The sequence below is a fragment of the Bacillus marasmi genome, assembly GCF_902168435.1.
In the GTDB taxonomy this organism is placed as follows: Bacteria; Bacillota; Bacilli; order Bacillales; family Cytobacillaceae; genus Bacillus_BU; species Bacillus_BU marasmi.
The window spans coordinates 248443-266719 of the sequence record NZ_LR656170.1 but is presented as its reverse complement, the minus strand read 5'-3'; the positions used below and the strand labels follow the sequence as shown (position 1 = coordinate 266719).

Genomic DNA, 18277 nt, shown 5'->3' with positions numbered 1-18277 from the left:
TGCTCCTTTTGTAGAAGATGAGGGAACAAGTATGGTCTATCTCTTCTACAATAGGAGCCTTTTTATTTTTTAGAAATTAATTAAGTCACTTTTACATATTTTTCAAGTCGTGCAACGCTAGTGGGACAGTCCCCCACTCCTTTAACGTGCTGAAGTTTGGTTAGATGGGCTGAGTTTTGTACAAAATAATGACATATATGGTTGCAAGGTGTTTTGGTTGATTTTGTCGAATGTAACTAAATATATAGAAGAAAGAGGTGAACATTAAGGATGGAGCATATGGAACATGAGGATTTTTATCAGAGCTTTCGGAAACGGATTCAATGGTGGGCGAAAAGTGAGGAAGGTAAGAACAATAAATACGTTGAAATCTTGATGTTTGGACCAGATTTATTTCACTTATTATGCAAGATGGCAATTGATAATGAAGTGTCTATCTCGGATAAGGCAAAGCTTGGAGCTGCAATAGCCTATTTTGTATCACCGGTTGATTTTATTCCGGAAATATTAATGGGGCCACTAGGTTATGTGGATGATATCGCTGTTGCCGCATTTGTATTAAATAGTATGGTTAATAATACAAATCCTGAAATCGTGAAGAAGCACTGGGCTGGTGATCAAGACGTACTCGAAGTCATCAAAAAAATTATCGCAACTGCCGACAACATGGTTGGGTCAGGTGTCATGAAGAAAATTCGCAACAAATTTGGCGTATAACAGCATAAACTTTAACACAGTAAAGCGATGGGGGACAGGCCCCCATCGCTTTACTGTGTTAAAGAGAGAGGCTTTTATGGAATTTTTCGGTTGTTGACTTTGGGGTGTACTAGATTTATAGTTGTATATAGTTATTTCAATATAATAATCATCACCCTCATCCTAACCGATGAGGTAGAGGTCGCGATTTTTATAAGTAAGGTAATGGAGATGGAGAGACATCAATGAAGTTACCTAAAAGGAAAAATCGCCGAAGCTTGTCCAAAATCTCTAACCAAGACGAGCTGGGGCTGCTTCCGAAAGGGGCAGAACTGTCACGCAAGAGCCATAACATTACAAATACGGCTATTGCGTGTTGAGCTATCTTCATGGAGAAGGTTTGATGCGGTTGAATAAAAACTGCCTGCGAAGTGAAAGCAAATAAGCAATCCGTCGTTGGCTTTTTTGTGTAAATTTTGCGCTCCTTCCCAAACAAATCAAAGGAGTTTTTTTTATGAGTCAAAGAAATACAACAGCAAGAGTGTTAGTCAACGAAGAAATACAGCAACACGAGAAACAATCGCAACAACCACAATTAAAACGCGGCTTGCAGGCTCGCCACCTCTCAATGATTTCCATTGGTGGAGCAATCGGAACAGGTTTGTTTTTAGCGAGTGGTGCAGCGATTCACACCGCAGGACCTGGTGGAGCCCTCCTTGCTTATGCAATTATTGGCGTCATGGTATATTTTTTGATGACAAGCCTTGGGGAACTGGCTGCCTATATGCCTGAAGCTGGTTCGTTCAGCACATATGCAACAAAGTTCGTTGATCCGGCACTTGGATTTGCGCTCGGCTGGAATTACTGGTATAACTGGGCAATTACCGTTGCCGCTGAATTAGTAGCGGGAGCGCTGATTGTGAAGTTTTGGTTCCCGGATAGCTCATCCCTTCTCTGGAGTGCCTTATTTTTGGCATTAATGTTTGGATTAAACTACCTATCTGTTAAAGGCTTCGGTGAGTCAGAATTCTGGTTTGCGCTGATTAAAGTTATTACCATAATTATCTTTTTAGCCGTTGGTGTATTAATGATTTTTGGCGTCTTTACAGGTGAAGCAGTCGGATTTTCTAATTTTATGCTGGCTGATGGACCTTTCCATGGTGGATTTTTCACGATGATTGGGATCTTTATGGTGGCTGGATTTTCCTTCCAGGGCACAGAGCTCCTTGGGGTTGCTGCCGGGGAAAGTGAAGACCCTGCTCGTAATGTTCCTCGTGCAGTTCGCCAAGTATTTTGGAGAATCCTTTTATTCTATATATTAGCTATTTTTGTCATTGGCATGCTGATTCCATTTACGAATGAATCATTAGCAAGCGGCGATGTAACATTAAGTCCATTTACGTTGATTTTTGAACGCGCTGGCTTTGCCTTTGCAGCGTCTGCAATGAATGCGGTTATTTTAACATCAGTATTATCGGCGGGGAACTCTGGAATGTACGCCTCAACTCGGATGCTTTGGAATCTCGCGAAGGAAGGCAAGGCCCCGAAATTCCTAGCTAAGGTTGACCAGCGTGGCGTTCCGGTCAATGCGCTAATTGTAACCGCAGCTGTTGGGCTTGTAGCCTTTTTCGCTTCATTATTTGGTGATGGCGCTGTTTATCTTTGGTTATTGAATGCATCTGGTATGTCAGGCTTTATTGTATGGCTGGGCATTGCCATCAGTCACTACCGATTCCGCAAAGCGTTTAAAGTTCAAGGACGCAGTTTGAATGAGCTGCCGTACCGCGCTAAATGGTTCCCGTTTGGTCCAATTTTTGCATTTATATTATGCTCATTTGTTATTTTAGGACAAAATTATCAAGCCTTTCTCGGCTCATCGATTGACTGGAACGGTATCCTCGTTTCCTACATCGGATTGCCAATCTTCCTTGTCGTATGGTTTGGCTATAAATTGATGAAAAAGACGAAAGTTATTCCGTTGGAACAATGCGACTTGAACCCGACCGACAATTAATATTTTATTAAAATAAAGACAACTATGAGCTTCAAATCATAGTTGTCTTTTTTCTTGATTATTTTCAAGCTTTGGCGGCTGGCCTTGCTGCGTTTTAGATGCTTTTGATGCTATGAAAACAATGAGTACGAGAAGAATGATCGCCGCACTAAAGACGAGCCCATATATGTAGTATTTTTCCATAAAATCATAAAAATCAATCGCCGTATCAAATGAGTTTAACGATATAAAAACGACAACTATGCCTAAAAGCCAATTTACGCCATGATATTGTTTGAGTTTAAACCAGTTTGAAATAGCAGTGCTTGCACCATAATGAAGGAGTGCAAGACGCAAATATGCTGACACAGACATGATTGTGAGCCCATAAATATCAAAGCGCTCAATAAAGCCAACATTAATTAAGCGAACCATGCTCTCAACCGGGTACATGAATTTCGTTGCTTGCGCATCACCAAAGATTGCGATTGCCCCAGCTGCAGTTGATGGGAAAATAATTAAGTTGACGATGAAGGAAATAATGTATACTTTCCGAAACGAAACCGACTTTGGACTCGGCTTTTCCACATTGATCATTAAGAGCACAATCATTTCGCCAAACAGAGCTAAAATGACAAGGGCAACGGGAATAATCGGCTCAATCCCATTTTCGAGTATTGGCAACAGTTTTTCATAATCCTTTTCCGGCTTTAAGGCTAACGATACAAAAATTCCAGACAAAAGGTTCAAAATAATGATCCATTCGGCCACTCTTGAGATGACCTCAATCCCCATATGAACAGTGAAGAAAACGCATAGTCCAAACATGGTCGCAATCACCCATAAGTGATGCTGCGGCAAAAACACTGCAGTAATAAAAATTGAATATCCATATAGGGTTACACAGATATGGATAATAAAAAAGGTAATAAGTGGAAGAGTAGCAATTCTTCCGAAAAATGGTCCGAGTGTTTCGAGCGACCACTGCACTATCGTTTTACCGTATAATTTTTCACTTAAATAGGCCATGCCTAAAAAAATAATAATGCCTGGGATGAACCCTAAAATGATTCCGAGCCAAGAATCTCGCCCTGCCCACCCAAGAAAGATTTTTATCAAAAAGAAATGTCCAGGAATTACGATTAGCGGGGTCATGATAAAAAAAATCTGCCGTGTGGCTATTGATGTTTTCCCCATAATATCCTCCTAGTAAAATTTAATAATTAAACAAACCTAAATTGCGAATATCGACTTTTACGTTTACGCTAATAGGCAAGTTTGGAAACTGATTGTTCCAGTTTTTCTTATTTTTCTTCCAAAATTGTGGGTCTTCACGATGTACTGCTGCATCGAAACCAAATATATCAGTTTGATGAGATTTGGCTTTTTCGACTGCGGCGAGAATTTCAGATTTTATTTCTTGCTGGGCAAGTTTCTCGATTTTATCAATCTTTTCGGGTGTTAAAAGGGTATGTTGCGATAGTATTTCCCCAATACTAACCGTTGCCTTCACGTTAATATTGATTTGCTTTAATTGGGATTTTACGATTTTGGGCTTTATTTTTACCTTCGTTTTGTCTAAAATCTCCAGGCCGATTTTTCCAGAACCCTCTAAAGCAGGTGTTACTAAAATTCCGCCGGTCACTTCCTCCATTACCCAAAGTAAGCCTCTTGTCTCATATTTGTTTAAAACACCAATCCATTTTCCGTTTTTGATAATGGCTGTACTTTGGGAAAATGGAATGTGCTTTTTATCTTTATTAATTGTCTCAATGATAGCGGCATAGCCAACTTTATTATGACTTAACATCATCTCTGTAAAATGGTGCAGCCTAACAGCAGGAATGTATGAAACATTTTTCTGCTGTGACAGCTGCTTTTCAATCACGGTTGATGGAACTGTCGTGAAATCAGGTTTTGCTTTTATGATTTTAGCGGCTTCTACCTTTGAAATTAATACGAATGGATTGGGCTGAACTTCGTTATTACGATTTAAAAAATCAAGAAAGGGAAGGATGTTTTCCTCAGTGATAGATGGCCCTAAGACAACTATTTTAATATAAGGCCAAATAGGTTGCTTCCCCAATTTAATAATTGTTGACCGGACGGCATCGAATATGGTGTCGCCAACACTAGAATAGACCTTTACTCCCTTAGCTTCCTGTTGGTCCACTGAGCGTGTATCAATTAGCGAAACTGTTATTTTTACCTTATTATCTTCTGTTCTATCTACTCCGAGTGAAGAGAGGATGAGTCGTTCATCTAGTTCTCCGCGCATGCATCCTGACAAGAGGAAAATCAATATCGATAATGAAAGAATCTTGAGCAAAGGCTTATTCTTTTCCCCGTTTTCCTTCACCGGAAAGACCTCCAAACTTTTGTTTTGTTCTATTAGCTGAGCCTATTGTAGCTGGGCGATTTGTCATGAGCCAAAGCGGAATGCGAATGATACCGTCGATCCAGTCGCTGATTTTTATTGGAAAAAGTGGAGCAGTAAATGGAACACCAAACGATCTCAGCGAAGCGAGGTGACTGACAACAATCATGCCAAGCATCAGTATGCCGAATAAGCCAAACGTCGCTCCCGCAACCACAAATGCGATTCTTAATAGGCTAATTGGCTCCGATAGTGAGTTAACTGGAAATGAAGAGATTCCCACTAAGGCGACGGTAACAACAACTGGAATCCCGACTAAACCAGCCGAGACGGCTGCTTCCCCTAAAATCAGTGCGCCGACGAGGCTGACTGCTTGTCCAACGGGCTTGGGCATTCTTAATCCCGATTCACGAATGATTTCAAAGATAATGAGCATCAGAATCATTTCAACATAAAGCTGAAATGGAACGTTCGCGCGGGTAATGAAAAATTTTACTAAAAGTGAAAAAGGAATAAGGATTGGATGAAAATATTGAATTGCAACGAACACTCCTGGGAGCAGAACTGAAATAAAAAAGCTGATTACTCGTAAAATCCTGACAAAGTTTGAATAATAGGGCCTTGAAAAGTAATCCTCGGAAACCTGGAAATGATTAATTAATAGGTAGGGCACCGTTAAGACGATTGGCGTGCCGTCTACAAAAATGGATACTCTGCCTTCAAGGAGCTGGGCCGCCACAATATCTGGCTTTTCTTGATTTCCCACCGTTGGAAAAATACTGAAGGGAGCGTCCTCGATATATTGTTCGATATAACCGGACTCTAGAATAGCATCAACCTTTATATTTTCTAATCTAGTGTATACCTCCTTTAAAACTTCTTTATTGACAATTCCGTCTATGTAGGCAATAACGACCTTCGTGTTGCTTTGTTTCCCGAGCAGTAACGATTCGCAGCGCAAGTTAGGATTTCTAATTCTTCTGCGCAGTAAGGTAAGATTGGTAGATATATCTTCAGTAAAGGAATCTCGTGGACCTCGAATCACCGTTTCCGTAATCGGCTGCTCGATTCCCCGCATTTCCCATGCTTGAGCATTTATGATAAGTGCGGTTTCCTCGCCTTCAACAAATAGAACAATTTTACCTGTAAACAGCTCATTGACGATTTGGTGGAGGTTGTCTATTAAATCAATTTCAGCAACAGAAAGGACAGATTCCTTTAAATAGACGAGCAGGGATTTATGTAGGTTAGCCGGTGGCTCTGCCATTTTCATCAGCGGCCCAAGCACATTTTCATTAATCACAGTCGTTTCGACCATACCAGAAACTGCAAATAATAAACCTGAGGAATAAGCGTTTTCGCCTACTTGGAAGCTTCTATTAATAATTCCAGAATTATTTCCTAAAGTGGTTTCTAGAAATTTCCTATTCTCGTTAAGTGTCCGGTTCACCTTTTTATAGTTGTGAAAATGATTATTCGCTCTGTTATTATTAGTAGTTAAACTAGAGTCGGATTGATTAAATCCATTACGTTGATTAATAAGATTGTCGGTGTTTGAATTTGTATTTGAATTTGTATTTGATTCAACATGTATTGCCCTCCGGAATAGATGCCGCGCTGATTTCTTCAACCAAGTAAACAAACATGATGCACCTCAGCTTTGTATAGTCTGTAATGGTAGTAGATAGATGGAATGTTGAAAATAATAGTTAGTAGGAAAATTGTAACCATAGTTTTATGCAGACAAACAGGAAATATACATGTGTTCCAATTTTATATACACATGTTTTACACTACAAATCTTATTTCGATAGCAGAAATGATATTTAAAGAAAAACAGACTTTAACGCAGTAAAGCAGTGGGGGACTGTCCCCCACTGCTTTACTGCGTTAAAATAAATAGGTCTCAGGTCGTATTTTTTTTTACAGTTGTAGTCTATGGGAAAATTTCAGGCAATGGTGTATTCTGAACATATAAGAAGAAATTATGAAACCTTGTACTTCTTTGTTCGTATAATAGTAAGGATAAAAGTCAGGAGTCGATATAATATGAACGCATTCATTTCTTTTCTGGTTGGAACGTTCGTTACAATTCCAGTAGCTGTAAGTATATGGTTAATTAGTTTTTTTGCCATCACGGACCATGCCTTTTGGCCATCTTCAGGAATTTCATTTATTGGTGGTTTCCTAACTTTTTCATTGGTTACAATGGTAATGAAGTCTCGTTTCCTAAAGAAAAACCAGCTGTCTCGAAAGGAATATCGCTATATAAAGCAGAATTTAGAAGAAGCGAAGCAAAAAATTAATCGATTGAATAAGGCAGCATTCATGATTCGCGAAATTCCATCTTTTAAGCAAAGAATTGAAATTGCAAAAATAACAAGACAAATTTACAAGTTAACAAAGAAAGAGCCGAAGCGCTTTTATAAAGCAGAACAGTTTTATTTTTCACACCTTGATTCACTTGTTGAAATCACGGAAAAATACGCATTGCTTTCATCACAGCCCAAGAAAAATATTGAGCTCAATCAAACCCTGCACGATACAAGGCACACGCTCAATGAATTAACAAAAACAATTGAAAAAGACCTATATGTTGTCCTTTCCGATGATATTGATCACTTGAATTTTGAAGTGGATGTTGCCAAGCATTCAATCAAAAACATGAAGGATGTTAAATCTCTAGAAGAAAGCAGGTTGAAAAAATGAGTGATAAAGAACCAGATTTACTCAAACAAACTGACAATGTACTAGATGATATTCTTGCCAATCCGTTCGGTGACAAGACAGATGTCTTAGTTGCAGATCCAATGGCAATGCAAAAGGTTAATAATGATAATAAGCCGGTGAAACTAATCGACGTAATCCCAGCCGAAAATCGTGAAAAGGCATTTCAGCTTGCCCAGCAAATTGACCCGAAAAACCATCAATCGATGATTCTTTACGGAACACAGGCTCAAAGTAAGCTGCTAACTTTTTCACATACAATGCTTGAGCATGTCCAAAAAAAGGATGTCGGAGAAGTTGGTGACATCATCAACGATCTCATGAAGCGGCTTAATGATATTAGTCCGGACGAGCTCAAGGAAAAGCCATCTTTCTTTTCACGGATGTTCGGGAAAATTTCCGGCTCGATACAAGAGGTGCTTTCCAAATATCAGAAAACTAGTGCTCAAATCGATCGCATTAGCGTGAAGTTAGACCGAAGTAAGAATGTACTTCTATCTGATATTGGCATGCTTGAAAAACTTTATGAGACAAATAAGGATTATTTTCATGCATTAAATGTGTATATAGCGGCAGGGGAAATTAAGCTCGAGGAACTTAATGAAAAAACAATTCCAGCGATGAAAAAAGCGGCAGAGGCTTCACAGGACCAAATGAAGTTTCAGGAAGTCAACGATATGATTCAATTTGCCGACCGTCTTGAGAAACGCTTGTACGATTTGAAACTCAGTCGGGAAATAACAATTCAAAGTGCGCCGCAAATTCGTTTGATTCAAAATACGAACCAAGCTTTGGTTGAAAAAATTCAATCCTCAATCGTAACAGCAATTCCATTATGGAAAAACCAAGTGGCGATTGCTTTAACCTTACTTCGCCAGCGTCATGCCGTCGAAGCGCAAAAGCAGGTTTCGAAAACAACGAATGAGCTGCTGTTGAAAAACTCCGAAATGCTTAAAACGAATACAATTGAGACTGCAAAAGAAAATGAGCGTGGTTTAGTAGATATTGAGACGTTAAAAACAACCCAATCCAACTTGATCTCAACACTAGAAGAAACGCTTCGTATTCAAGAGGAAGGCCGCAACAAGCGCCGTGCAGCTGAACAAGAGCTGGCCGTAATGGAAAACGAACTAAGACTAAAACTACTCGAAATCAAAGACAAATAATTTATAATTTAACACAGTAAAGCGGTGGGGGACTGTCCTCCACCGCTTTACTGTGTTAAAGTTCGTTATTCTTCCCAGTTTTGATCTTCAAGTACCTGTACAGGTTCTTGATTATGTTCTTGCGATAGGATTAGCTCGTTATAGAATGTTGCCGTGGAAGCTTGGATATAAGGGGATAGCCATAAAAAGCCGATACCCAATGTAAGTAAGCAAAGAATTCCCCAGCCAATGAAGCTTAGATTCAGTAGGAAGTATTTCCACTTATATCCCTTCATCCGCTTTTTGCTCTCGGTAATTGCTTCTAACACCGTATATTCTGGATGGTCCTTCATCAGAAAATATGTTTGTGAGTAAGAAATTGATTTTATGATACCTGGAATCAATAGCAAAAGTGTCCATAGGGCGATGAATATTCCCATTACAATTGAAGTACCGATTAATTTGAAAAATCTTTTCCCATCCGTAAAAATTGCAAAAACATCAAAAAGCTGCGGACCTTCATAGCGAACCAATGATAAAAAGAACCAAAGTGTAGTGACTGCTAATGGCATAATCAATAATGTGATAATCATACTAACGATTTCAGCTTGGATTGGGAGCTGATCTGCCAAAAACCAATTTTCCCAGCCGCCACTTAACATTACCTCAAATATGGTCGGGAGTACGGAGTTGATGATGAAAATTATTAACGTTAAGGCTGCAGCTACTCCCCACTGACCTTTTAATGCCTTAAGGGCTTGTTTCTTAATCTCTGTTATCGTCATTTTTACTCACCTCTTTCAAAGTAAAGTTTTTTAATTACTCATAATAAATTATACCATTTGTTGTCATACTAATTGTGTATATTATAGGCTATTCAAGTTTTAAGATGTTTTTCCAAAAGTTTTTAAAATGTAAAAAATAAAAAATAACATTTATGTATATTATTTCCGATTTACAGACATAATAAAATGAGCAAGATTCATTTGAATTTTTGTGTACATGTGAATGCTAGGAGGCAATGAAATGGAACGTGGAAAAGTAAAATGGTTTAACAGTGAAAAAGGTTTTGGTTTTATTGAAAGAGAAGGCGGAGAGGACGTATTTGTACACTTTTCAGCCATTCAAACTGAGGGCTACAAGACATTGGAAGAAGGCCAGGAAGTTACTTTTGATGTAGAACAAGGCCAACGTGGACCACAAGCAGCCAACGTACAAAAAGCTTAAATAAGCCTAAAACAGACTTTTTTAAATAAAAGTCTGTTTTTTAATGCTTTAGTGCAGTGGGGGACTGTCCCCCACTGCACTAAAGCATTAAAATACCTGCCTACTTTTAATAGTTGGCAGGTATTTCTGGTGGTAGGTCCCCGGACATTCGTGGGACGTTGCGTGGATAATAATTAATGGAATCTGAAGAAAATAGCATAACTAACATCCTTCCATCATTTGCATAAGCGCGAATCAAAATAGGCTGGTTATATAAGTTTCGGAACGCAAAATCAGGTCCGTACCAGCTCACTGTTGCATCCCGACCATTTGGCACATAGGGCACTCGCTTACTGTGCGAATATCGCTCAACAATTTGGAGACCAGATTGATCGACCGCATTATACAATGTCGAAGAAACCTGGCAAATCCCACCGCCAATTCCCTCTGTTAATTCACCCTTCACAATTACGGGTGCTGATAAATAACCCTTTTCAGGGGTTCTTTTCCCAACCACTTTGTTAAAAGAAAACGTCTCACCTGGAAAAACGACATGATTATTTAGTGCACTTGTTGCTAAGGCAATGTTATGAGAGCGTTCCATGTTATGAGAATTATAATAAGTTACATAATGGCCAATCATATCTGTGCGAATATCAGAAATCAACTCACTATCAACCTTTGGAAAAATATCTTGGATAGGAACCTCTATCATTTTAGGTCCTGATCCATAAAAATATTGATAAAATTGTTCTTTAAATTTTACTCGATCAAGTCGAGCTCCTGGCTTCTCAGCAATAATATTTCCGTGCTGATCAAGTCCGGCGTTAACGGGCTCTTTTTTAATTTGTTGGGCTACCTGCTCTTCAAGCTGTCCAAATCTATCAAGGTTAAAAAAGGGAAGCATGGGTAATGGCAAAATAAAATCGGCCCTGTTTACGACCGAGATCGTTTCGCTTTTCGTATTGATCGATAGATTATCTGCTGGCACTTCTAATGTTTGACCTAATACCATAAGGGCAAAAAGCCAATTAAAATTCATCGACCTCACCTCTTGTTTAGTATGAGGAGAAGCGAATAAATCCATACTACAATTATCATAATAAGCTTTCAAGTTTCTTAATCAAAGGCTGTGTTTAATACGCGGCGATGATTTTTAGACACGTTGATATTCGCTGCAGGCACGTAGACTCCTAAGGGAGTAGCTGGAATGGGAGACCCCACAGGCGCAAAGCGCCGAGGAGTACGAAAAGCGGAAGTGGCTTGCCCAGGGGCGACAGGCATAAGACGAGCCGGCCGGATGGTTGACTTTTACCTTCTGGACGGATTGGTTTATGACCCCGAGCCCCTAGCCACTGCAGCTAGACAGGGTCCCAGTTAGCCCCATGAACCGCACGCGTCTGCAACGGAAATCAACATTCAAATTTAATACAGCTTAATCAAAAAACAAAAAGGCAGATATTTCCCTAGCCACTTGTTATAATAACATTGTCCGAAACAGTGTCATGACAGATGTCAAAGGCAAGTACATAAACGAAGGAGATAGAAGCATGGGTTTACTTGACGGATTTATCGGAAATGTCTCAGAAGTAGAAGCAGAGGCAGTAGAAAAAGAATTAGAAATGATTGTCACAGAAAATGAGCACATCGAAAAAGCATATAAACTTGTAAGAGATTTATTAGTATTTACAAACTTAAGAATGATTTTAATCGACAAGCAAGGAATGACTGGGAAAAAAGTAGAATATCATTCAATTCCATATAAAAGCATAACCCACTTTAGCTGCGAAACAGCTGGAACCTTCGATTTGGATGCTGAACTAAAAATTTGGATTTCTGGTTGGGAAGAGCCTATTCTTAAGCAATTCAAAAAAGACAAAAGCATCTTCGAAGTCCAAAAAGCCCTAGCCACCTACACAGCAAGGTAACGCGCTAAAGCAGTGGGGGACTGTCCCCCACCCCGCTAAAGCGATGAAGCACATTATAAGTCCCTATGGTTATCAATTGACCGAAATCACTCTGATAAATTATGATATTTATATAATAATTTAAGGAGGAAAGCCACATGTCAAGAAAACCTCGGGAATACTATCCGGGCGCCCCGTTCCATATAACTGCTCGCGGCAACAAGCGCGCCCCAATCTTTTATGAACGTAAGGATTTCCAGAAATATCTCGAAATACTAGAGGATGTCCGCGAAAAGTATCCATTTATTCTGCATTCCTACTGCCTAATGACAAACCACATTCACCTACAACTACAGCCAAAGCTCCCCACTTTGGAAAACATCATTCCCAACATCATGAAAACATTACATATGCACTATGCTATTTACTTAAACAAAAAACTCGATGTCGATGGTCATGTCTTTCAAGGACGTTACAACGCAAGAATTATCATTTCAGAAAACTATTTTCTCACCGTGAGCCGCTACATCCACCGCAATCCTCTCGAAGCCAATATGGTTGCCAAACCAGAGGATTATCCTTGGAGCAGCTACTCCGCCTATCTCCAGCTATCTGAAAATCCGCATATCGACACTAGCAAAACCTTTTCCTTTTTTCCTGAACCTGCTCACATAAATTATCGTGAATTCGTCGAAAGAGAAGATGAAAATGAGCAAGATGGAGGTATACAAATATGAATTCTTGCAACTCTACATTACAAGCATTGGCTTAAAGGGGATCGAAGACTACCCGATTCGGGTTGAAGTACAAGCACAACTTGGAATTCAATCTATCAAGCAAAAATAATAACAGGATCCCGTATGAGACCCTGTTAAGGATAAAACGTTATCAAACAATCGCTATCCAACTACGACCCACTGAACCACGTTAAAGCGTTGGGGGACAGTCCCCCAGTACGTTCCCGCTTTAGCGCGATGGGGGACTGTCCCCCGCCACGGTGGTGCGGTGAAGAGGATGCGTGGTAGTTGCTTAATTCTAGTGTTCTGTTGCCTTTTAGCCGATTGTTTAGAAAAATTGGAGTGAAAGACCCACAATTATTTACTTTTTCCATAGTGTTCAACAATTCAACCATTATATTACACCTCTCAAATTATTAAGTTCCGTGACTAATCAGTAGAGGAAATGTTAATGTAATGTTGCACGACTGAAAGTATGCTATCGAATAGATTCACCTGAATTCTGAATATTAAATTCTCATTTTTCTATTAGTTTAAATTATCTGATAAACAATGTAAGTGAACTTTGTCATAGTTATGAAAAATATTGTGATAAAATTCAAAAACTTTGCGAATTGGAGGAGGGAAACACCACATTTAAAAAACAAAAAAAAACCGCATTCGAAAAATATAGATCGAATGCGGTCGTCCGGTGGTATTAATTAAGTTAATAAATTATTAGTTAATTTCAATTCGTTTGCGGTCTGGAGGTGTAACAGCAAGCTTAGGGCAAATGATGGTTAGGACACCGTTGTTAAAGCTAGCTTCAATGTTTTGATCGTCAATATCTTCCACGAAGAAGCGACGAACAAACTCTCCATAATGACGTTCCTGACGAATATAGTTTTCTTTTTCGTCCTTATTGATCGCTTCTCGTTTTGCGGATATGGTGAGATAGCTGTTTTCATAATCAATGTTAATCGCATCTTTGTCAAATCCAGGCATTTCGGCCTCGATTACATATCGATCACCATTATCCTTGATGTCTGTTCGGAATTGATGAACACCACCGCGAAAAGATGTAAGGAAATTATCACCGAAGAAATCATTGAAAGTATCCCACATCTCACCTAAATCGCGATCTAAACGCCGCAATGATCTGCCGGTCATACTTGATTCCTCCTTCCTATGGAATATTACCTTACCTTACACCTATATTTTACTCCTAACAGAAGCGGGTTTCAAATGAAAAGCTGTTAATATTACCCAATTTACACTTTGAAAAATGGCATAAAAATCTGCCTTAATCACCCTAACCCAATCCGAAACCAATACTAATCTTGAGCCCCATGCTTTAAGTTTTTCAGCAACGCTTCTTCTAGTTGTTCGCTTGGAACCGGTTTGCTAAACAAATAGCCTTGACCGATATCGCAATTGTTTTCCCGTAAGAAATCAGCCTGTTTCACCGTTTCTACACCTTCGGCCACCACGGACATATCTAAATTAACTCCAAGTTCAATTATTGATTTCACCAGTGGCTCCTTTTTCGTGCCAATATCATCAATAAATGACTTATCAATTTTTAGCTTATCTAAAGGAAGATGCTTTAAAATGCTTAATGAAGAAAAGCCTGTCCCAAAATCATCAATAGAAATTTTAACACCGAGATTCTTAATCTCCTCGATAATCGGCTTTGTTTTTTCGATGTTTTGCATGATGCTTTCGGTAATTTCAAGCTCTAAATATTGCGGATCAAGTCCAGTCTTTCGAAGGACATTCTTCACTTTTTTTACAAAATAAGTATCGTAAAACTGCCTCGTCGAGACGTTGACAGATACGACAACAGGGGGGAAGCCACGCTTTTGAAATTGCTGATTTTGCCTACAGGCTTCATACATCACCCATTCTCCGAGCGCCACGATTAAATCGGTTTTCTCGGCAACTGGAATAAATTCTGAAGGGGGGATGTACCCCTTTATCGGGTGATTCCAGCGAATCAAGGCCTCATAACTGGTCAATTTTCCAGTCACTAAATGAAATAAGGGCTGAAAATGCAGCACAAAATCCTCGTTTTTTAATGCCTTTTTTAATTCGCTTTCCGTTTCGATATTGTACTTATTGATTTCATCCTTTTTATTATAAAAATAATAAGTATTTTTTCCGTTCTCCTTTGCTAAAAGCATTGCGTAATAAGCTTGATTGATTAAGTATTTCCGATTCAGATTAGTGACAGGAAAATCACTGATTCCAATACTTATCGAAGTGTAGATTTCTTTATTTTTAATATAAAATGGTTCGTCGAATATTTTAAGCAGGCGGTGACAGGTTTGTTCAACATCTTCTCTTGTTACGTCCTTTAATACAATCGCGAATTCATCGCCAACAATTCTGCACAGTAAATCTGTGGGAGCAAGTTGCTGCCTTAATCTTTCAATTGCATTAACGAGTAGTAAATCACCAAAATGATACCCTAATGAATCATTAATTAATTTAAGCCGGTCAAAATTGATGAGCAAAAATGCAAAGCTTTGATGCGGTTCATCACTTAATGTAATTTCATTTAAATATTGTTCTAGATAATAATTATTCGGGATACCTGTGAGTACATCGAAAAATGTGAGTTGATTAATTCTTTCTTCAGAAATTCTTCTTGCAGTCACGTCAATTTTTACACCAGTGAAGGCTGTAACCTGTCCATTTTGGTCGATTGTCGGAAAGGCGCGGTCTTCAATCCATCGAATATCTCCGTCACTCGGTCGAATAATTCGGTACTCACATGTTACTTTGCGTCCGGAGAGGAGTCTTTCGTCTTTTTCAATTTCTGTGACATCCTCAGGATGTATTACGTCCTTCCATAAAGAAGGGTTTTTGGTGAAATCTTCAAGAGGAACTCCGTAAAGCTCTTCAGCACTTTGTGAATAATAGGTTTCTTTAGTCTTGAGGTCATAGGACCATAGAACGATATTCACTTCATTAATCAGTTTTTGCATAAAGCCGTTTTGGTAGGTTAAATTGGAGTGTTCATTAATAAAGTCAGTAATATCAAAAATAATTCCATATTGAAGCTTCATCTTTAAGTCGGGATTGAAAATGGTTGAGGCGTGTACCCTTAACCAACGAATATCCCCATCTTGATTAATCATTCGGAACTCTAGTTGACTTCGTTGGTCCTTAAAGAGGTCAGACATGACTTTATCGTATTTATATTGATCATCGGGATGAATGAATTCCTTTAAAATGGCGGGATTTTTTTCAAAGGCTAATCGAGGTATGCCTAACAGTGTTTCGGCACCTTTAGACATAAATATGTTTCCATTCAGTAAATCCACTGACCAAAAGGCTAAATCTAAATGATCAAATATGGTCTTTAAATATTGATGATCTTGAAAAAAAGAATCATGTTGCATTACTAGCAAATCCTCCTCTACCCGTGGGAAGCACCCCACCCAATTAAAGCATCACCGCACCGGGGGACAGTCCCCCACCCAATTAAAGCGTTGCCGTACTAGGGGGTGTCCGCACTGGACTAGAATATTTTTCCCTACTACGCCATATGGATACCCATTCTATTCATAACATTATTATATTGTTTTCTAATTCTTGATGTAATAATGTTTATCACAGTTGATGAAAGAAGATATTCATCATTCATAACTCAAGAAAGAAACATTCAATCATATTATGCGTTAATTCATCATTTCGCGGGAAAATTCCCCAGGAAATTTATAGAAATCCAAAAGAAAAGAAAAGAAAAGAAAAGAAAACACTCCAATCAAATAAATTGAATGGAGTGCCTGAAAAATCTTTTAAGTGATCATAATTTGTTATTATTCTTGATTAATGAAGTATGCGTTAACAAATTGGCTCCATACCTCATGACCTTGTTCATTTGGGAATGAATGCTCAGGTGTAATATATTCTTTAATTGCTTCAGTATTCGGGTCTGGCCAAATTCCCCAGTGATCAAGGAAGGTAAGCTTAAATTCATCAGCATATGCTTTTAATTGAGCAACTTGAGTTGGATAAATCTTCGCTTTATAGATAGGATTTGCTGGTTGTACGATAATGACACATTCCGGATTGCTCGCTTTAACTGCCTCAATGGTTGTTGTTAAATTGGCAAGGGTATTCACTAACTCAACTTCTCCATTGTTCTTAAGAATAAACGGTTCAAATAATAATAAATCTGCTTTTAAATCTGCAAGTTCAAGATGCTTGTTTTGAGACGTAAATTGTTCAGAATTCGTATCGTATTCACGTACCTCAACAGAAATATGTTCTTCGCCATAAGCTTCAAGTAGTTTAGCCTTTGTTGTCATAGCCCAACCAGTTTCCCCACCTAATGCGTCTGAGCCGGCAATTACAATCGTGAACTTTTCATTATTCTCAACAGCTTTTTTAAAGTTCTCAGCACCTGCTTCGGGCCAATTTTTAGTTAAAGGGAGGAGGCTATCAATTGGATTCTGTTTAACGTTTGATACCTCTGCATTTTTTTGCGTGCTATTTTTTTCTTCAGCTTGAAGGGCTGTTGTCTTATCAATCCACAAAAAATGACTAATACTGATAAAAGCAATACATATAATTCCATATACAATAGTCAATATTGTTTTCAATCTACCAACCTCCAAAACTTTAAATTTGTCCTGCCTTTACGGGTTTCATGACACCGACCGATGGCAGTTTCTTGTAATAATAACTTGAATGAATCTCCAATATTCAAACCCTATGTATCTAAATAGTTCAACTCCATTAACGTATAAACGATTAGAGGCGAAACTATTAAAAAGCTCTGTTCAATTATGACAAAAACTGATAATAATAGCAATTACATTTATATGATAAAGTCATAATTTGTAAATTAAAATCCAATCAGTATGACAAGATTAATTCTTGTGCATAAAAAAGCGACTGTCTCAATAACAGTCGCTTTAAGTCAGATTAGTCCTTAGCAGCTTAGTTTCTTAGTTGATGTGCTTTATTCCATACTCCGCAAAACAAGGAGCTTTCCCTTTTTAATACTCTACCTCGCCGTTCCAATCGTTCATGCCACCTTGGACGTTGATTAGGTTTGTAAATCCATAGCCTTGCAACTTCTCAGCAGCCTGCAAACTACGATTGCCGCTACGGCAAATGATCACGATTTCAGAATCCTTCGGAAAATCTGCGGTTTCTTCACTTAACTCACTAAGTGGAAGATTAACAATTCCAGGAACATGTCCAGCTGCAAACTCGTCCGGTTCACGGACATCGATAAACACCATATTCCCATCATTCTGATTCATTTTTGCGGCCATTTCATCAGTTGAAATGTTACTAACACTTGTGCTTTGGTTCATAAATTGAAATCCAATAAACCCAACAAATAAGAGCACTACCAGCCCTGCGATAATTTTTTTCGTCATATGATGATCCACTCCTGATTGTATAATAGTCTCCATTATCATTTTAATGGCTGATAAAACAAACTAACATATCTAAACAATGACAAATTATAGTTGCCTCAAAATCAA

At 38.6% G+C, this 18277-nt stretch carries 17 protein-coding genes and 1 riboswitch; of the genes, 8 read left to right on the top strand and 9 right to left on the bottom strand.

From position 1 onward, the window contains the following. Positions 1-270: 270 nt before the first annotated feature. On the top strand, positions 271-717 hold the full coding sequence (locus FXW34_RS11750; RefSeq protein WP_246141002.1) for a YkvA family protein: 447 nt from the start codon (positions 271-273) through the stop codon (positions 715-717). A 167-nt stretch (positions 718-884) separates the two neighbouring features. Then, a riboswitch (Lysine riboswitch) is annotated at positions 885-1088 on the top strand. 122 nt (positions 1089-1210) lie between these two features. Beyond that, positions 1211-2710, top strand: a complete 1500-nt coding sequence (locus FXW34_RS11745) for an amino acid permease (RefSeq protein WP_147534178.1) — start codon at positions 1211-1213, stop codon at positions 2708-2710. A gap of 36 nt (positions 2711-2746) precedes the next feature. Here the strand turns inward: FXW34_RS11745 and FXW34_RS11740 are convergent, their stop codons facing one another. Genes FXW34_RS11740 through FXW34_RS11730 form a run of 3 tightly spaced genes read right to left on the bottom strand, consistent with a single transcriptional unit; the run spans position 2747 to position 6708 of the window. Continuing rightward, positions 2747-3886 (bottom strand): GerAB/ArcD/ProY family transporter, encoded by a 1140-nt coding sequence (locus tag FXW34_RS11740; RefSeq protein ID WP_147534177.1) that lies wholly within the window; start codon positions 3884-3886, stop codon positions 2747-2749. 19 nt (positions 3887-3905) lie between these two features. Next, positions 3906-5048: a Ger(x)C family spore germination protein gene (locus FXW34_RS11735; protein WP_187118926.1), complete on the bottom strand. Its 1143-nt coding sequence runs from the start codon at positions 5046-5048 to the stop codon at positions 3906-3908. Beyond that, positions 5023-6708: a spore germination protein gene (locus FXW34_RS11730; RefSeq protein ID WP_147534175.1), complete on the bottom strand. Its 1686-nt coding sequence runs from the start codon at positions 6706-6708 to the stop codon at positions 5023-5025. Before FXW34_RS11730 ends, FXW34_RS11735 begins: the two co-directional genes overlap by 26 nt. A gap of 407 nt (positions 6709-7115) precedes the next feature. Here FXW34_RS11730 and FXW34_RS11725 point away from each other — a divergent pair, with 407 nt between their 5' ends. Together FXW34_RS11725 and FXW34_RS11720 are read left to right on the top strand one after the other, a co-directional pair. Next, complete coding sequence (locus tag FXW34_RS11725; RefSeq protein ID WP_147534174.1) at positions 7116-7775, top strand: 5-bromo-4-chloroindolyl phosphate hydrolysis family protein; 660 nt, start codon at positions 7116-7118, stop codon at positions 7773-7775. Beyond that, positions 7772-8959, top strand: a complete 1188-nt coding sequence (locus FXW34_RS11720; RefSeq protein ID WP_147534173.1) for a toxic anion resistance protein — start codon at positions 7772-7774, stop codon at positions 8957-8959. Before FXW34_RS11725 ends, FXW34_RS11720 begins: the two co-directional genes overlap by 4 nt. Before the next feature lie 65 nt (positions 8960-9024). Here FXW34_RS11720 and FXW34_RS11715 read toward each other — a convergent pair whose 3' ends face one another. Then, a complete protein-coding gene (locus FXW34_RS11715; protein WP_147534172.1) occupies positions 9025-9723 on the bottom strand; it encodes a DUF975 family protein in 699 nt (232 codons plus the stop codon). A gap of 241 nt (positions 9724-9964) precedes the next feature. Here FXW34_RS11715 and FXW34_RS11710 point away from each other — a divergent pair, with 241 nt between their 5' ends. Then, entirely contained in the window at positions 9965-10165 is a 201-nt protein-coding gene (locus FXW34_RS11710; protein WP_147534171.1) for a cold-shock protein, read from the top strand. A 106-nt stretch (positions 10166-10271) separates the two neighbouring features. Here the strand turns inward: FXW34_RS11710 and FXW34_RS11705 are convergent, their stop codons facing one another. Further along, entirely contained in the window at positions 10272-11186 is a 915-nt protein-coding gene (locus FXW34_RS11705) for a VanW family protein (protein WP_147534170.1), read from the bottom strand. Between the two features lie 508 nt (positions 11187-11694). On the opposite strand from FXW34_RS11705, the gene FXW34_RS11700 reads away from it, so the two are divergent. From FXW34_RS11700 to FXW34_RS22920, 3 genes are all read left to right on the top strand, one after another. Beyond that, the gene (locus FXW34_RS11700) at positions 11695-12072 is read left to right on the top strand and encodes a PH domain-containing protein (RefSeq protein ID WP_147534169.1); all 378 of its coding nucleotides are present in this window, start codon (positions 11695-11697) and stop codon (positions 12070-12072) included. Positions 12073-12209: 137 nt separating this feature from the next. Then, positions 12210-12788, top strand: a complete 579-nt coding sequence (locus FXW34_RS11695; protein WP_147534168.1) for a transposase — start codon at positions 12210-12212, stop codon at positions 12786-12788. Next, complete coding sequence (locus FXW34_RS22920) at positions 12760-12897, top strand: hypothetical protein (protein ID WP_187118925.1); 138 nt, start codon at positions 12760-12762, stop codon at positions 12895-12897. The genes FXW34_RS11695 and FXW34_RS22920 overlap by 29 nt, the downstream gene beginning before the upstream one ends. 608 nt (positions 12898-13505) lie before the next feature. Here FXW34_RS22920 and FXW34_RS11690 read toward each other — a convergent pair. The 4 genes from FXW34_RS11690 to FXW34_RS11675 all read right to left on the bottom strand — a co-directional run bounded on the left by FXW34_RS11690 (position 13506) and on the right by FXW34_RS11675 (position 18169). Beyond that, the gene (locus FXW34_RS11690; RefSeq protein WP_147534167.1) at positions 13506-13937 is read right to left on the bottom strand and encodes an Hsp20/alpha crystallin family protein; all 432 of its coding nucleotides are present in this window, start codon (positions 13935-13937) and stop codon (positions 13506-13508) included. A 164-nt stretch (positions 13938-14101) separates the two neighbouring features. Then, a complete protein-coding gene (locus FXW34_RS11685; RefSeq protein WP_147534166.1) occupies positions 14102-16174 on the bottom strand; it encodes a sensor domain-containing protein in 2073 nt (690 codons plus the stop codon). Between the two features lie 420 nt (positions 16175-16594). Continuing rightward, a complete protein-coding gene (locus FXW34_RS11680; RefSeq protein ID WP_147534165.1) occupies positions 16595-17380 on the bottom strand; it encodes an SGNH/GDSL hydrolase family protein in 786 nt (261 codons plus the stop codon). A gap of 399 nt (positions 17381-17779) precedes the next feature. Further along, the gene (locus FXW34_RS11675; protein ID WP_147534164.1) at positions 17780-18169 is read right to left on the bottom strand and encodes a rhodanese-like domain-containing protein; all 390 of its coding nucleotides are present in this window, start codon (positions 18167-18169) and stop codon (positions 17780-17782) included. Between the last annotated feature and the right edge of the window lie 108 nt (positions 18170-18277).

Coding starts and splice junctions, on each gene's coding strand:
- FXW34_RS11705 (WP_147534170.1), bottom strand. CDS start 11,186: ATGAATTTTAATTGGCTTTTTGCCCTTATGGTATTAGGTCAAACATTA.
- FXW34_RS11725 (WP_147534174.1), top strand. CDS start 7,116: ATGAACGCATTCATTTCTTTTCTGGTTGGAACGTTCGTTACAATTCCA.
- FXW34_RS11675 (WP_147534164.1), bottom strand. CDS start 18,169: ATGACGAAAAAAATTATCGCAGGGCTGGTAGTGCTCTTATTTGTTGGG.
- FXW34_RS11740 (WP_147534177.1), bottom strand. CDS start 3,886: ATGGGGAAAACATCAATAGCCACACGGCAGATTTTTTTTATCATGACC.
- FXW34_RS11695 (WP_147534168.1), top strand. CDS start 12,210: ATGTCAAGAAAACCTCGGGAATACTATCCGGGCGCCCCGTTCCATATA.
- FXW34_RS11685 (WP_147534166.1), bottom strand. CDS start 16,174: ATGCAACATGATTCTTTTTTTCAAGATCATCAATATTTAAAGACCATA.
- FXW34_RS11690 (WP_147534167.1), bottom strand. CDS start 13,937: ATGACCGGCAGATCATTGCGGCGTTTAGATCGCGATTTAGGTGAGATG.
- FXW34_RS22920 (WP_187118925.1), top strand. CDS start 12,760: ATGAGCAAGATGGAGGTATACAAATATGAATTCTTGCAACTCTACATT.
- FXW34_RS11750 (WP_246141002.1), top strand. CDS start 271: ATGGAGCATATGGAACATGAGGATTTTTATCAGAGCTTTCGGAAACGG.
- FXW34_RS11710 (WP_147534171.1), top strand. CDS start 9,965: ATGGAACGTGGAAAAGTAAAATGGTTTAACAGTGAAAAAGGTTTTGGT.
- FXW34_RS11715 (WP_147534172.1), bottom strand. CDS start 9,723: ATGACGATAACAGAGATTAAGAAACAAGCCCTTAAGGCATTAAAAGGT.
- FXW34_RS11720 (WP_147534173.1), top strand. CDS start 7,772: ATGAGTGATAAAGAACCAGATTTACTCAAACAAACTGACAATGTACTA.
- FXW34_RS11700 (WP_147534169.1), top strand. CDS start 11,695: ATGGGTTTACTTGACGGATTTATCGGAAATGTCTCAGAAGTAGAAGCA.
- FXW34_RS11745 (WP_147534178.1), top strand. CDS start 1,211: ATGAGTCAAAGAAATACAACAGCAAGAGTGTTAGTCAACGAAGAAATA.